The sequence below is a fragment of the Streptomyces sp. DS1-CR2 genome (assembly GCF_055760475.1).
On record NZ_CM147085.1, the window covers coordinates 500,688 to 513,940 of the forward strand.

General features: G+C 68.5%; 11 protein-coding genes and 5 pseudogenes. 8 read left to right on the forward strand and 8 right to left on the reverse strand.

Annotated elements, in window-relative coordinates; genetic code table 11:
• Window positions 1-274: 274 nt before the first annotated feature.
• The gene (locus ACY0PA_RS02510; RefSeq protein WP_473081193.1) at window positions 275-1,408 is read right to left on the reverse strand and encodes an IS630 family transposase; all 1,134 of its coding nucleotides are present in this window, start codon (window positions 1,406-1,408) and stop codon (window positions 275-277) included.
• Between the two features lie 150 nt (window positions 1,409-1,558).
• Here ACY0PA_RS02510 and ACY0PA_RS02515 point away from each other — a divergent pair.
• Window positions 1,559-1,783 (forward strand): annotated as a pseudogene (locus ACY0PA_RS02515) (helix-turn-helix domain-containing protein); the annotation flags it as partial.
• A gap of 178 nt (window positions 1,784-1,961) precedes the next feature.
• Entirely contained in the window at window positions 1,962-2,837 is an 876-nt protein-coding gene (locus tag ACY0PA_RS02520) for an NAD(P)H-binding protein (protein ID WP_473083116.1), read from the forward strand.
• Between the two features lie 145 nt (window positions 2,838-2,982).
• Here ACY0PA_RS02520 and ACY0PA_RS02525 read toward each other — a convergent pair whose 3' ends face one another.
• Window positions 2,983-3,606 carry a TetR/AcrR family transcriptional regulator gene (locus ACY0PA_RS02525; RefSeq protein WP_473083117.1) on the reverse strand — a complete coding sequence of 208 codons (624 nt, stop codon included), beginning with the start codon at window positions 3,604-3,606 and terminating at the stop codon, window positions 2,983-2,985.
• Between the two features lie 190 nt (window positions 3,607-3,796).
• On the opposite strand from ACY0PA_RS02525, the pseudogene ACY0PA_RS02530 reads away from it, so the two are divergent.
• Window positions 3,797-4,516: pseudogene (locus ACY0PA_RS02530) on the forward strand (alcohol dehydrogenase catalytic domain-containing protein); the annotation flags it as partial.
• 60 nt (window positions 4,517-4,576) lie between these two features.
• On the opposite strand, the pseudogene ACY0PA_RS02535 reads toward ACY0PA_RS02530, so the two are convergent.
• Window positions 4,577-4,657 (reverse strand): annotated as a pseudogene (locus tag ACY0PA_RS02535) (hypothetical protein); the annotation flags it as partial.
• A gap of 348 nt (window positions 4,658-5,005) precedes the next feature.
• Between ACY0PA_RS02535 and ACY0PA_RS02540 the strand changes: the two are divergent.
• Together ACY0PA_RS02540 and ACY0PA_RS02545 are read left to right on the forward strand one after the other, a co-directional pair.
• Window positions 5,006-6,073 carry an Lrp/AsnC family transcriptional regulator gene (locus ACY0PA_RS02540; protein WP_473083118.1) on the forward strand — a complete coding sequence of 356 codons (1,068 nt, stop codon included), beginning with the start codon at window positions 5,006-5,008 and terminating at the stop codon, window positions 6,071-6,073.
• A 105-nt stretch (window positions 6,074-6,178) separates the two neighbouring features.
• A complete protein-coding gene (locus ACY0PA_RS02545; RefSeq protein WP_473083119.1) occupies window positions 6,179-6,388 on the forward strand; it encodes a hypothetical protein in 210 nt (69 codons plus the stop codon).
• 195 nt (window positions 6,389-6,583) lie between these two features.
• On the opposite strand, the gene ACY0PA_RS02550 is transcribed toward ACY0PA_RS02545, so the two are convergent.
• The 3 genes and pseudogenes from ACY0PA_RS02550 to ACY0PA_RS02560 all read right to left on the reverse strand — a co-directional run.
• Window positions 6,584-7,858: an IS701 family transposase gene (locus ACY0PA_RS02550; RefSeq protein ID WP_473083066.1), complete on the reverse strand. Its 1,275-nt coding sequence runs from the start codon at window positions 7,856-7,858 to the stop codon at window positions 6,584-6,586.
• Window positions 7,840-8,229 (reverse strand): hypothetical protein, encoded by a 390-nt coding sequence (locus ACY0PA_RS02555; protein ID WP_473083120.1) that lies wholly within the window; start codon window positions 8,227-8,229, stop codon window positions 7,840-7,842. The genes ACY0PA_RS02550 and ACY0PA_RS02555 overlap by 19 nt, the downstream gene beginning before the upstream one ends.
• A pseudogene (locus ACY0PA_RS02560) lies at window positions 8,226-8,615 on the reverse strand (transposase family protein); the annotation flags it as partial. The gene ACY0PA_RS02555 and the pseudogene ACY0PA_RS02560, both read right to left, overlap by 4 nt.
• Window positions 8,616-8,620: 5 nt before the next feature.
• On the opposite strand from ACY0PA_RS02560, the pseudogene ACY0PA_RS02565 reads away from it, so the two are divergent.
• The 3 genes and pseudogenes from ACY0PA_RS02565 to ACY0PA_RS02575 form a co-directional block, all read left to right on the forward strand.
• Window positions 8,621-9,097, forward strand: a pseudogene (locus ACY0PA_RS02565) (ATP-binding protein); the annotation flags it as partial.
• Window positions 9,090-10,091, forward strand: coding sequence for a hypothetical protein (locus ACY0PA_RS02570; protein WP_473086642.1), 1,002 nt, complete (start codon window positions 9,090-9,092; stop codon window positions 10,089-10,091). The pseudogene ACY0PA_RS02565 and the gene ACY0PA_RS02570, both read left to right, overlap by 8 nt.
• Window positions 10,034-11,236, forward strand: a complete 1,203-nt coding sequence (locus ACY0PA_RS02575; protein ID WP_473086215.1) for a lytic transglycosylase domain-containing protein — start codon at window positions 10,034-10,036, stop codon at window positions 11,234-11,236. The genes ACY0PA_RS02570 and ACY0PA_RS02575 overlap by 58 nt, the downstream gene beginning before the upstream one ends.
• 172 nt (window positions 11,237-11,408) lie before the next feature.
• Here the strand turns inward: ACY0PA_RS02575 and ACY0PA_RS02580 are convergent, their stop codons facing one another.
• Both ACY0PA_RS02580 and ACY0PA_RS02585 read right to left on the reverse strand, forming a co-directional pair.
• Complete coding sequence (locus ACY0PA_RS02580) at window positions 11,409-12,218, reverse strand: class I SAM-dependent methyltransferase (RefSeq protein WP_473083121.1); 810 nt, start codon at window positions 12,216-12,218, stop codon at window positions 11,409-11,411.
• Window positions 12,219-12,576: 358 nt separating this feature from the next.
• A complete protein-coding gene (locus tag ACY0PA_RS02585; protein WP_473083122.1) occupies window positions 12,577-12,972 on the reverse strand; it encodes a hypothetical protein in 396 nt (131 codons plus the stop codon).
• Window positions 12,973-13,253 lie beyond the last annotated feature (281 nt).

Here is a 13,253-nt window from a genome sequence, read left to right on the forward strand (position 1 = left end):
CCGGAATGGACGATCTTGCGTCGGCCACCGCATTTCGGACTGGTGTACCGACCCACTCGTTCGGCGGTGACCAAGTTCGCCGGTTTCCGGCTCACACAACTCGCTTCGCGATGAGAACCAGCCACAGCCCGCATCCGCGACAGGCCGTGCGCCTCCCGCCTCGCCCAAACGGTCTCGAGACCACCCTGCCTCCTGTCGGCGGCTGCCACAATCCGGGAGCCAGCGGCATCAAGACCGCCTCGCGCCATGTCACCGGCGGGCATCTAGTGCCGGATCAGGCAACGTTTGCCCTGTCCACGACGGCGCGTAGGCGCCGGTCGTCGGCATGGCGGTTTCGCCAGATGATGTAGCGGCGGATCATGCTGCCCTGTTCCTTGTGGTCGGCATGGTCGGTGCCGTCGAGGGTGAAGTAGCGCAGGGCCGTGAACTGGGCCTCGATGCGGTTGAGCCAGGAGGAGTTCGTCGGGGTGTAGGCGATCTCGACGTTGTTCGCCGCCGCCCAGGTGCCGACCCGTTGGCACCTCTTCGTGGTCAGATGCGGGGAAAAGTTGTCGCAGACGATCGCGATGCGGACGTTGTCCGGGTGGAGGCTGCGCAGGTAGCGGCAGAACTCCAGGAACTGCGTCCGCTTCTTGACCGGTTTGATGTGGCCGTAGAGCTTGTCCTTGGCTAGGTCCAGGGCGGCGAACAGGTGCCGCACTCCGCCGTAGCGGTTGTAGGTCGCCCGCCGTCGTCGGCGTGGTTCACGGTCGGGGACTTTGTGCTTGCCGCCGCGCTCGGCCCATTGCCGGCCCGGGTGGGGCATCAGGTTGAGCGGCCCGAACTCGTCCATGCAGAAGATGACTTCAGGCTCGCCGTCCTCGGGTATGACCTCGCCGTCGGCGATAGCGTAGAGGTGTTCGACGCGGGCCTTCTTGGCCGCGTAGTCCGGATCGCGGGAGGTCTTCCAGGTCTTCAGGCGTTGAAACGAGACGCCTTCCTCGCGGAGCAGGATGCGCAGGCCCTCGTGGCTGATGTCGTCGACCACCCCCTCGGCAACCAGGAAGTCCGCCAGCTTGGTCAGGCTCCAGGTAGAGAACGGCAGGTCGTGCTCGGTCGGATTCGACTTGGCGATCTTCTTGATCTCGCGCCGCTCGGGCAGCGTGAACGTCTTGGGGCGGCCGCCCTTGTACTTCGGATACAGCGACTCGAAGCCGTCGGCGTTGAAGTTGTGGATCACGTCCCGGACCCGGTCGTCGCTGGTGAACGACACCTCGGCGATCTTCGCAACCGGCATGCCCTGCGCGGACAGCAGCACCATCTGGGCCCGCCGCCAGGTCACCACCGACCCGGTGCCCCTGCGGATGATCCGTAGTAGCCGTCTGCCCTCGTCATCGTCGATCTCGCGTACATGTACTCGTTCCGCCACCCAGCCAGGGTGACGGCTACGCGCCGCCCGGCACAGCACCCGGACGGCGCGTCACATCACAACAGGGCAAACGTTGTCTGCTACGGCACTAGAGATCTTTAAGGGTGTGGGTCACGTGACGGCTGGCGCGGGCTGCGCTATGCCGGAGGGATGAGGTATCGCGATGGCGGAGGGTTGAGCGCTGAGGAGCGGGTTCGGCGTGAGCGGGTCCGGTTGGCGGCCGCTGATCTGATCGAGGCGGGGGCCAGTGACCGGGAGGTTGCCCGGCAGTTCCGGGTGACGCGGATGTCGGCGAACCGCTGGCGGCGGGCGTTGGCTTCGGGCTGTCGGCAGGCCCTGGTCTCCAAGGGGCCCGGCGGCGCCCGGTGCAAGCTCGCAGGTAGCCGGCCTGGGCGACGACCAAGACCTCACCAACAGCGAGATGGCCGCGTCAGCGATGGCGTCGCGCGTCCGTGCCTCTTGCGGCCCGCAGTCCCGTCGGCTCATACATCTGACCTCGGTAGCATTTGCGATCAAGTTGCTTTTTTAACTGAGTAACGTTTCCATGAACTGCATGAATCAGACAGACATTCCTCCCGTGCTCGTAGCCGGGGCGACGGGCCGGGTTGGCCGCGTCGTCATCGACCAACTCCTCAACGCGGGCGCGCCAGTCCGCGCCCTCATCCATCGCTCCGAGGCGGCGACGCTGCCGGCGAAGATCGAGGTCTTCACCGGCGACCTCACCGTGCCCGAGTCGCTCGACCCGGCATTGAATGGCGCCGGTGCAGTCTTCCTCGTCTGGACCGCCCCGCCTCAGACCGCCGCGGCGGTCGTCGAGCGGCTGGCATCCCATGTGCGGCGGGTCGTCTTCCTCTCCTCCCCGCACCAGACGCCGCACCCCTTCTTCCAGCAGCCCAATCCCATGGCGGTTCTGCACGCCGACATCGAGCGGCTCATCGCGGCCACCGGACTCAAGTCGACGATCATCCGGCCGGGGATGCTCGCGTCGAACTCGCTGGCCTGGTGGGCGCCCGCGATCCGGGCCGGCGAGGTCGTCCGGTGGCCTTACGGCACTGCCGAGACGGCACCGGTCGACGACCGCGACGTCGCAGCTGTCGCGGCGCGGACGCTTTATCAGGACGGATATGTCGGAGGCGACTACGTCCTTACGGGCCCCGAGTCGCTGACCCAGGCCGCTCAGGTGGGCGTCATCGGTGACGCCCTGGGGCTCCGGATCGCATTCGAGGAGATGACACCAGACGAGTTCCGGAGCCTGTCGGAGGGTACGGCACCCAGCTCGGTCGTCGACATGCTGCTCGCCGCGTGGAGCGCGGCGGTCGGACAGCCCGCGTACGTCACCACTGCGGTGGCCGACATCCTTGGGACGGCGCCGCGAACGTTTCGCCAGTGGACCACCGACCACGCCACCTCGTTCACGGAGGGTTCGTAACCTCGTTGACCGCGACCTGCGCCCCCGGCCGCAACCCTCACTGCCCGCGTGCGAGGCGACTGGGATACAGCCGAGAGGTGAACGGGGGTGGTGAAGGGCGCGGCAACCGGCCTGCAATGGATCCGTACCACCGACGACAACGGCGTCACCCTGTTGCTGGCACCAGTCGTACCGCTGGTGGGAGTGGTGAGTGCTCGGGGCAAGCCTCGAGCGCCTGGATCGCCAACGCTGCAAAGCGTCGGGAAGCCATGACCTGCGTGGCGGTCGATGCGGCATGGATCCCTTTGTTGGCCATGAGTACGAGGATCAGGTCGTCCATGACGAAGTCAGGCCGCAGACGGCCCGCCTCCTTGGCTCGCTGAGCCAACGCTGCGACTGCGCTCACCGTGTACTCGCGGCCTGCGGCGACATCCAAAGTTTCCGGGAAACTCGACAGGAACGCTTCCGTGAAGCCACGGTCGCGTGCGTGCAGTTCGCAGATTCTCTCGATCACCTGACACAGACCACGCCACGGATCCGGCTCTGCGCACCCTTCGTCGACAATGGCGCGGCATGCGTTGAGCTGGTCGGCAAAAGCCTCGGAGACCAGCAGCTGCTTGGTCGGGAAGCGGCGGTACAAGGTGGCGGGTCCCACCCCGGCGCGCCGCGCGATCTCTCGCATTGGCACGTCCAGCCCATCGGCGGAGAACAGCGCTCGGGCCGCTTCGAGGATGCGCGCGCGGTTGTCCAGAGCGTCGGAACGCAGCGAATGAGGCAAATGATCGGTCACCGCTCTCACTTTACCTAAGCGGACGGGGGCGTCCGTTACGGTCCGAAACGTAAGTGGGACCCCGCTCGTGCAGCTCGGATGCCGCGATGCTGCGGCGTACAGCTTCTCCCGTTCGCTGCAAGGGCGGCGACCGCTGGCGGGTGCTAGGGCAGGACCGCGCTTGGGCGGTTTGAGGAACATGGAGTTGACCTTGAAGGCAATCGCGATCCAGACGTTCGGAGGCCCTGAGGGGCTGGCTGTTGTCGACCTGCCGGTGCCCGCACCCGCTGCCGGGGAGGTGCTGATCGCCACCGAGGCGGTGGGCGTAGGCGGTGTCGACACCTTGATCCGGAGCGGGGCGCTGGCCTCTTACGGCTTCAAGGAGGGCCACATCCCCGGCGGCGAGGTGGCAGGCATCGTCACCGCCGTCGGTGATGGCGTCGACGCGTCATGGATCGGCCAGCGTGTGTGGGGCTTCACCGGCACCGGCGGAGGCTACGTCGAACAGGCCCTCGCACCGGCCGAGCAGATTCTTCCTCTGCCCGCCGGCCTGTCCGTCGCCGCGGCAGTGACCCTGGGCAGTGCCGGAGCGGTGGCCCACTTCGGGCTACGCCATGCTCACTTCGCACCCGGCGAGGCGGTCCTGGTGCGTGGCGCGGCCGGCAGCATCGGGATCATGGCGGTGCAGCTCGCGGCCCGCGGTGGCGCCGCCGCGGTGGCGGTCACGACATCGTCGACCGAGCGCGGCGAGCGCCTGCGGAGTCTCGGCGCGACGCTCGTGCTTGACCGCTCCGGCGAAGGGGGAGCAGACGCTCCTGAGGGTTACGACGTCATCATCGATGTGGTGGCCGGCAAGGACATGCCGTCGTTCTTCGACAGGGTCAACCCGAACGGCCGCATGGTGGCCGTGGGCGCAGTCGCAGGCCCACCGCTGTTCGCGCCGGGCGCTCAACAGGCGCGCGGCGCCGACCAGTCCGGCCGTGTGCAGATCGTGCCCGCAGGCGTGCATCCGGCCTGGCACCTCGGAGGCGTAGACCACCCCGGACGCCTCCTGCACCGGCAGGGCGTCCATGTCACCGCGCAGCAGCACGGCTCCTCCGGGACGCGACCCGCGCAGCACCGCCGTCACCGACGTCAGGCCCTTGCCGTGGTGATCTCCAACGGCAACCCGTCCAGCGCCGCGAGCACCTTCTCCTGCGTGCGCGGCAGGTCAAGCCCCAGCTCGGGCTCCCGGTGCAGGGCGCGCCGCAGGGCCACCAGCTCGTCCCGCAGTTCCTCGGCTTCCGCCAGTACCGACATGTTCTTTACACCTTCCCGACACGGTCAAGCCGCCCGCTGTTCGCGTGCAGTGGCCCGAGCGTGAAGGCCCCACGCCATGGCTGGCCAGAAAGCGCCGGAAAATCGCGATAGCCTCGATCAGATGAAGGATTCCGGCCAGCTGGACGAGGCGGACTCGGTGCTCGTCCACGCTCTGCAGATCAGCCCCCGCGCGACGTGGTCCCGCCTGGCGAGCGTGCTCGACCACGATGCGGTCACCCTCGCCCGCCGCTGGAAGCGGCTCACCGACCGCGGCGCCACGTGGATCAGCTGCTACCCGGGTCCCGCCCTGGCCGAGTCCGGGCAGGGCTGTCTCGCCTTCGTCGAAGTCGACTGCGCGGGCGGCCGAGTCCTCGAGGTCGCCGACCGGCTCAGCCGGCAGCCGATGGTCACCACCGTCGAGCACGTCACCGGGGACCGGGACCTGCTGCTCACTGTTATGCGCCCGGACCTCGCCTCGCTGTCCCGCTGGGTGACCCGCTCCTTGAGCTCGCTGCCCGGCGTCACCGCGAGCCGGACCCATGTGGCCGGGGCGATCTACACCGAGGGCAGCCGGTGGCGGCTGCGCGCGCTCAGCGCCGACCAGGTAGCACGGCTGACGGAACGTCGGCCGCCGGTCGGCCGCACCGGAGGCCCACTGACCGACCTGGATCGCCGCATCATGGTGGCACTGTCCGAGGACGGGCGCGCCCCCTACACAGCACTCGCCGAGACCTGCGGCACCGGAGTCGACACGATCCGCCGACGCACCAGGCACCTGCTCGATGCGGGCGCCGTGCACCTCCGCTGCGAGACCGCGCGTCCCCTGTCCCAGCGGCCGGTCGCAGCCGTTTTGTGGGCGCAGGTCCCCTCCGACAGCGTCGACGACGCGGCCCGCCGCATCGCCGGCATGTTGGACGTACGCCTGTGCGCCGCCATCACCGGGCGCCACAACCTGCTCGTCGTCGCATGGGTCCGCTCGGTCAACGAGATCCAGCGACTCGAAACCCGCGTCACCACACAGGCACCCGGCAGCACCATCGGCGACCGGGCGGTGGCCTTGTGGCCAATCAAACTCAGCGGCCATCTGCTCGACGAGGCAGGCTACCGGCGTGGAACCATCCCCATCGACGGCTGGAGCACCCTGGCCGCCACAGCGGACACCGACGCCCACGCCGGGCATGGACCCTGACCTTCAGGGTCGACGGGACCAAGCGGCTCTCGGCTCTACCGGCGCCGGCCCGCTCGCAAGGCGGCAGACACCGCACGGCGAGGGGTCCGTCAATCGCTGACCGGGATGAGAATCGAGCTGGTCTTCGATCCGTTCGACCTGACCGACATCGAGGTGAGGGCCTCCGGCAAGGCCCTGGGCAAGGCGGTCCCGCACCACGTCGGCCGTCATGCCCACCCCAGAGCGAGCCCGAAGACGCCGGCCGAGTCGGCGCCGCCGACCGGGGATCGACTACCTCAACATCCTCGACGAGGCGCACACCGCGAACACCGCTAAGGGCCTCAACTTCCCGTCCCTGATGGACGATTCACGGGGCCGGCAGTGAAGCCGACCCGAGCCGAAGAACTGTACTTCGACCCCGAGCCCGACTAGTAGGACTCCGTTAGGTCGCTCTGGTTCTTGGGTTCTGGCTGATGGGGGATGTTCTGGGCAGGGGGCGGTGGCAGGTGGTGCAGGTCCCGGTCCAGCAGTTCAGCAGGTCTTGGATGGTGTCGAGGATCTGGTAGAGGGTGAGTCCGCTGTACCGGCTTTTGGGGCAAGGCGCTGTTCGGTGAGGAACGCGTGGGCGGCGGTGACCAGGGTGACGTGGTGGTGCCAGCCCATCCAGGAGCGTCCCTCGAAGTGGTCCAGGCCGAGGCCGTGTTTGAGTTCCCGGTAGTCGTGCTCGATGCGCCAGCGGATCTTGGCGAGGCGGACCAGTTCGGCCAGCGGGGTATCGGCGGGCAGGTTGGACAGCCAGTAGTCGGTGGGTGCTTCGGCGCCGGCGGGCCATTCGACCAGCAGCATGACGTCGGGCAGGACACCGTCCCAGCTGTCTGGGTCTGGGGCGGCGGCCTGGGCGAGGCGGCGAGATTTGGTCCCGGCTGGCCGCACTCGCAGTGTCAGGAAGTGCGAGTGCATCGGTCCGCGGGAGCCTGCCCGCCAGGTCACCTCGGTGAAGGCCTGCCGACCGTGGCCGGCCGCGAGCGCGGCCACCGAGGACGGGGTGTCGCGGTAGCGGGGTTGGGGCTTGCGGCCGTTGCCCGACCAGGGCGGGGCAGTGGGCACCGCATCATGCGGGTGGACGGTCACATCCGAGCGGACCGCCACCACGTAGCCGATGCTCCGACGCTCCAGCCCGTCGCGGAAGTCGGCGTTCTGCCCGTACCCGGCGTCGGCCACCAGCACCGGCGGAACGAGGCCCCATCCGGCCAGCTCATCAAGGGTGTCCAACGCCAGGCGCCACTTCTCCCGGTGCCCGATCTCCTCAGGGACCCCCGTCTTGCGCCGACGGACGGCATCGTCCGCCCACTCCTGGGGCACGAACAACCGCCACTGCAACGGACAGGACGCGGTGTCGGAGACAGCATGCACACTCACCGCGACCTGGCAGTTGGCCTGCTTGCCCAAAGCTCCGCAGTACTGAGGCGCGACGGCGACCGACATCTTCCCGTCCTTGGGAAACGACACGTCATCGACCGCCCACGCGTCCGGGCCGATCTGCGGCACCATCCGCTCCGCAATCCGCCGCCGCACCAGCCCCGGATCCCAGGTCGACTGGTTCACGAACTGCTGCAGGTTCTGCTCATTGCCGTCCGGCAGCCGCTCCGCCATGGCCTGAACGGACTTGCGGCGCCCGTCCAGCATCAGTCCCCGCAGATAGCAGTCACCCTTCGCCCGCTGATCCTTGCGCGGCACCGACGCGAACACGTCAGCCACGAATAACGCCAACTTGGCCCGAGCACGGTTCACTTCATGTGCGTCCACCCCTCCAACATGCTCCCGAACACGACCGAGAGGAAGACGTAACGGAGTCCTACTAGTACATGCTCACGCCCCGCGAGCTGGCCGACCGGACTCTTGGGCCGGCCCGCGTCGGTCAGGGCGGTGAGGATCTGCCGGTAGGCGGGGTGGTCCGGGATGTCGGGGCGCTCGGGCTCGGCGGCGGGTGAAGGCAGCGGGAGCGTGAGGAGGGTCTTGCGGGTGATGCGCAGGTTCTCGCTCTCCGCGTCGGTCTCGCCGAGCTGCTGGGTGAGTTCTTCGATGCGGACCCTCAACTGCTCGGCGTGGGCGGCGAGTTCGCGTTCGCGGGTCTCAATGTGTTCCAGGATGGCTTTGACCTGTGGATTCTCGCTCATGCGGTCCTCCAGGAAGCGATGGTGTGTCCGGTGAGGCGGCGGCTCATGACGGAGGTCATCGCCCACAGGACGCGGGAGCGGGAGGAGGCGGGCCGATGTTCGTAATCGCGCACGAGGCGGCGGTAGAACATCAAGATCCCGTTCGTCTGCTCCACGATCCACCGCTTGACCTGCGGGACGAAGCCCTTGTCGTCCGGGTTGCGCTCGACGATCTCCACGTCGATGCCGTAGTTCTTGCCGTGCTCGACGACCTTCTTCTTGAAGCCCTGGTCGACCAGGGCCTTCTTCACCGTGTCGCACTGCCCGGCGACACCGTCCAGCAGGGCGATGCCGGCAGCGTTGTCGTGGGCAGAGGCGGGCAGGACGACGCATGCTGCTGGGCATCCAGTCGATGGACGAGGCAGGCGATGTCCTGTCCGAGGCCGTCGCGCACGTCCTGGCGAGCACCAAGCCGAGCATGCGCGCCCTGATGGCGCACCTGACCGAGCGCGGGGTGCGCGACGACGACCCGACCTGCCGCTCGTTGGCCCGCAAGCTGAACATGCACGCCCGCCGCGACATCGCGCGTGCCGTCTTCGACGAGAGCCTGCCGGTCATCGACACCGACGCCGACTCCGTCGTTTTCTCCGTCGCGCAGCTGGCGCTGCCCAAGAAGTGGGAGCTGGAGCCGGGCCATTTCGAGCGGCTCAGCCCGGAGAAGGTGTTCGGGCGCGCCGCCCTGTATCTGATCGCGGCGATCTGCCGGCACATCGCCTTCGACCCCCGCCACGAAGCGGAGTTCTGCCAGGTCGTGTGGGACGAGTGCTGGTGGCTCACCTCCGCGCCCGAGGGCCTGGACCTGCTCCTGGAGCTCGTACGAGATGGCCGCAAGCACAACGCCGGCGTACTGGTGGGCAGCCACGACCCCGACGACATCGGCCCTGACACGGAGGTCGGCCCGCACCCGCCTGGCGGGCAGCCCGCTCGGGGGCAGCGCCCCCGCGGTGATGAACCAGGACGCAGGCCGCAAGCGGTCGCTGGCCGCGACCCTGGCCACCACCGCGCTGATGGTCGGCGCGATCGCCGCGACCGGCGGAGCAGCCGCCGGCGGCGTGGGCGCTCGCTCTCTGATGTCGCTGGGCGGGCGCGGGTCCACGTCACTGGCCGGACGGCTCGGCGCCCGCATGGCCGTGCGCGGCACCACCGCCATGGCCAAGGGCGCCACGAAGGCCGTCACGGGGAGTGCGAAAGCCGCTTACGGGGCGGGCAAGTTCGGCCTCAAGTACACCCTCGGCGCTCCCGTCTACCTCCCGCAGGCCGCCCGCGCCGCGAGTACGGCGGTCAAGGCCGCCCCGGGCAACCTGGCGCGCTCTGCCGCCCAGTTGCGCTCCCGGCTCACCCAGCCCGTGACCCGTCAACTGCCCGCCGTCCGCGACTTCTCCCAGACGTACTGGAACAACGTCGGCGGCCGCTGGGCCAGCAACAAGATCCGCATGCACCGCGGGCTGCCGCCCCGCCCGCACCCGCGCACCCCGCCGCGCGTCATCAACCGGCCGCTCGTCCCAGCCCCCGCCGCGCACAGGCCAGCAGCCGCTCCGGCATCGGCGCCGGAGCGGACCCGGCCGCCGCGCCGCGCTGCCCGGCCGATGGCGCAGCCGGCCGTGTCCTCCCAGCAGCAAGCCCTGCGCCAGCGGCTGTACCGGATGAGTACGGACACGACGCGTGCGCACGGGCCCGCGCCCAGTGCGCAGGCTCCGTCCTCCACGGCCACCGCCCGGCCCCGGCCGCATACAGCACGGCCCGCGCCGGCACTCCGGAGAACGCCGTGCCAAAGAAGGGATGGCTCGCGCTCGGCGCGGGCGCCGTCGTCATGCCGCTGCTGATCTGTGTCGGTGCTTTCGTAGCCCTCACCGGGGCGGTGGCCGCCGACCAGGACGAACAGAGGCGCCAGGCCGCCTACCTGGCCGAAGGCGCGCAAAATGCGCCGGCCTCGGTGAAGGGGATCGGGCCGGTGATGCTGTCCGCGTACGCGAACGCGGCCTCCCGCACCCTCACGCTGCGCCCGAAGTGCAAAGGCATGCGCTGGTCGGTGCTGTCCGGGTTCGGGCGGGTGGAGTCCCATCACGCCGCAGGCCGCCGCATCGCAGACGACGGGACGATCACCCCGCGCATCATCGGCGCCCGCCTCGACGGCTCCGGCGCCGGCGGCAACAGGAGCAGGGTGGCCGACACCGACGGTGGCAAGTGGGACAACGACACCTCTTACGACCGCGCCGTGGGCCCGATGCAGTTCCTGCCCTCCACCTGGAACGGGCCCACCGGCCAGGACGGCAACGGCGATGGCATCAAGAACCCGCACAACGCGTTCGACGCGGCGCTCGGCGCCGCCGTCTACCTGTGCGGCACCGGGCACAGCGACCTGAGCGACGACGCCCAGCTGCGCAAGGCCGCCCTGCGCTACAACCATGCCGGCTGGTACGCGGACGAAGTCCTGCAGTACGTGCACCAGTACGACCAGGCCGGCGACGTTCTCGGCAATACCGGCAGCAACGGCCCCGTGCCCGTATCGGTGTCCCTGCCCGGTCCCCCGACTCCGTATCAGGGCGGGGCGACGGCCTGCTCGTACGCCGACCCGACCGGCGGGCGCTGCCTGACCGGCGCGACGGCCCACGGATACCAGGAGATTCTGACGAAGTGGCCGCGCTGGCACGGCGGGATCGACTGCCAGACCCCGCGTGCGGAAGGCGGCGAGCACCCGCTCGGCCGGGCCTGCGACTACACCCCCGGCACACTCGGCACCCGCGCCTCCGGGACGGCTCTCGCCCAGGGCTGGGCCCTGGCCGCATGGCTGCGCAAGAACGCCGGCGCCCTGCACGTGCAGTACGTGATCTGGCAGGGCCGCATCTGGAGCGTCAACCACTCACGAGACGAAGGTGGTTGGGGACCACCGTACGACCACGGGCTGAACAATCCGCACACGGTCACCGGCGGACACTACGACCACGTCCACGTCACCTACAAAGACTGAGTGCCTGGTTTTGTCGACGGGATCCGACACCACTTGTCGCTCAGGGCCGAGAACGCCTCGTTTGCCCGTAGGGCGATGTCTGTGAGTTTTAGCAACGTCTGAGGGCTTGTGGTCGGAGCATCGAGGTGCTCCGCGGGATGCGTGAGGCCGATACACGGTGCCCGCGGAGCTGTCAGCCTGCCAGCCGAGCTTTCCAGATCTCATCGCTGGGCCATTGCTGGGCCCAGGCGGCGGAAACCTCTGAGTAGTCCCGCGCAGACTGGGGTGCCTGAATCTCAATCAGATCTTCAACGACGAAGCCGCACGCCCGCAGCAGACGGAGCATCTCACCGTGCGGCAGGACGAACTCCACGCGATTCCCCCAGTCCAACCGCGTCAAACCGAATTGGCCGCGGGACAGAGTGGTGGATGCCGGTCCCTCGGGCGGTACACAGAGAGCGAACAGCGGTGAGTAGCGCGAGAACACCAGCCGGCCTCCTGGAACGAGAAGCCGGGCTGCCTCTGGGATCCATTGGTAGGGGTCGCACCACAGCGAGGCGCCGTACTCGCTGATCGCCAGGCCGAACGTGTTGTCCTCGTAGGGCACCTTCTCGGCATTGCCCAGGACAAGGGGGAAGTCGATGCCGAACTCCGCCTGCATCGCGCGAGCAGTGGCGAGCTGCTTCTCCGAGAGATCGATCCCAACTGGGTGGGCTCCTGCTCTGGCCAGCCAAGCGGAAACGTAGGCAGTACCGCAGCCCAACTCAATGGCGCGCATCCCGTCGATGCCGTCGGGAAGCAAGGAAACCTGCGACTCAGGGGTGGACCACAATCCCCAGGACGGTTCCACCTGCGCCCAGTGATCACGGGCGAGCGGCCCGTGCCACGCAGCCGCCTCGTCATCCCAAAAGCGTCGGTTCTGCTCCACATGGTCCGCCGGGACGTCATGAATCATGGAGGCATTCGATCGAAGATGCTGCTGTTCCGGCAACGGGATTTCCACGGCGCCAGACTCCCTCGAGACGCGCGGCTGGCACGACGGCCAGGTAGGCACCACCACCTGCGGCGCGCATCGCGCACAGGCCAGCGAGCAGCTCCACCACCGGACCCTCGTTAGCATGATCCACCTTGCAACAGGCGGTGCTACTTCTCATCGACATTCTCGGGCTCGTTGATCGCGAAACGCTGCCAAAACCCATCGAAAAACGTTGCCCACTCTCACCTACGAAACCAGAGTGCCTATTTCTAAGCCCGAACACGGTGCAGAGCGACAAGCCGGGCGCGTGGTCCATCGCGGAGCCAGCCGTTGAGCTGTGCTTTTCGTGCGTGGGTTCCCGGTTTGTGCCGGCGGTCTCTCGTGTTCAGTTGGACGTGGGAGGGACGGCGTGGTGCAGAGGTTCCAGGTCTTCGTGCAGGGCGGCATGGAGTGCGGCCGCGATCTCGCGGGCCCGCTCTTCGCTCGACACGCTGTGCATCATGAAATAGATCGGTCCTGTGTATGCATCCGCGCCGACCTCGCGGGCGTGGACCATGCGGGTGATCGCGGCCCGAATGGCGTCGTTCACGGTGTCGTCGACGGAGTGTCCGGGGCCGGCGGTGAGCGTGTCCGCCTTCACGGTCCATCGTGGACCGTCGGATTCGATGGCGACGAACACGGCGTGGTCAGCCATGGCCTGCCGGTATGCCTTGTGGAAGGCATCGGTGCCGCTGGCGTCTGGGATGAGGTGGGCGGGGCAAGGAACCGGCAGCGGCTGCATGAGGAGATTGTGCAATAAGTCAGAACATCCACCTGTGTTCATGCGCCTGTGTCCTGGTGGTGGGCCGCCGTTCGTGGTCCCGGAGAGTGACGGCCGCTGACTGGCGTCGCGGTGAGTGGGACGGTGTGCTCAGGGCCGCCCTTTCGGGCCGGCGCAGGCCAAGGTGATCTTGTTCCCCCGCGTCATGCGGCCTCGCTCCATCGGCATGTGCTGGCACTGCGCAGTGGTGTCGGGCGGGCATGGCCTGCGCTCAAGTTTTCTGCAGAAAATCGACGGCGGCC

Bases quoted from the DNA above. Each gene is read 5' to 3' on its own strand.
- ACY0PA_RS02520 (WP_473083116.1), top strand. From the start codon at position 1,962: ATGAATCAGACAGACATTCCTCCCGTGCTCGTAGCCGGGGCGACGGGC.
- ACY0PA_RS02540 (WP_473083118.1), top strand. From the start codon at position 5,006: ATGAAGGATTCCGGCCAGCTGGACGAGGCGGACTCGGTGCTCGTCCAC.
- ACY0PA_RS02545 (WP_473083119.1), top strand. From the start codon at position 6,179: ATGAGAATCGAGCTGGTCTTCGATCCGTTCGACCTGACCGACATCGAG.
- ACY0PA_RS02555 (WP_473083120.1), bottom strand. From the start codon at position 8,229: ATGAGCGAGAATCCACAGGTCAAAGCCATCCTGGAACACATTGAGACC.
- ACY0PA_RS02570 (WP_473086642.1), top strand. From the start codon at position 9,090: ATGGCCGCAAGCACAACGCCGGCGTACTGGTGGGCAGCCACGACCCCG.
- ACY0PA_RS02585 (WP_473083122.1), bottom strand. From the start codon at position 12,972: ATGCAGCCGCTGCCGGTTCCTTGCCCCGCCCACCTCATCCCAGACGCC.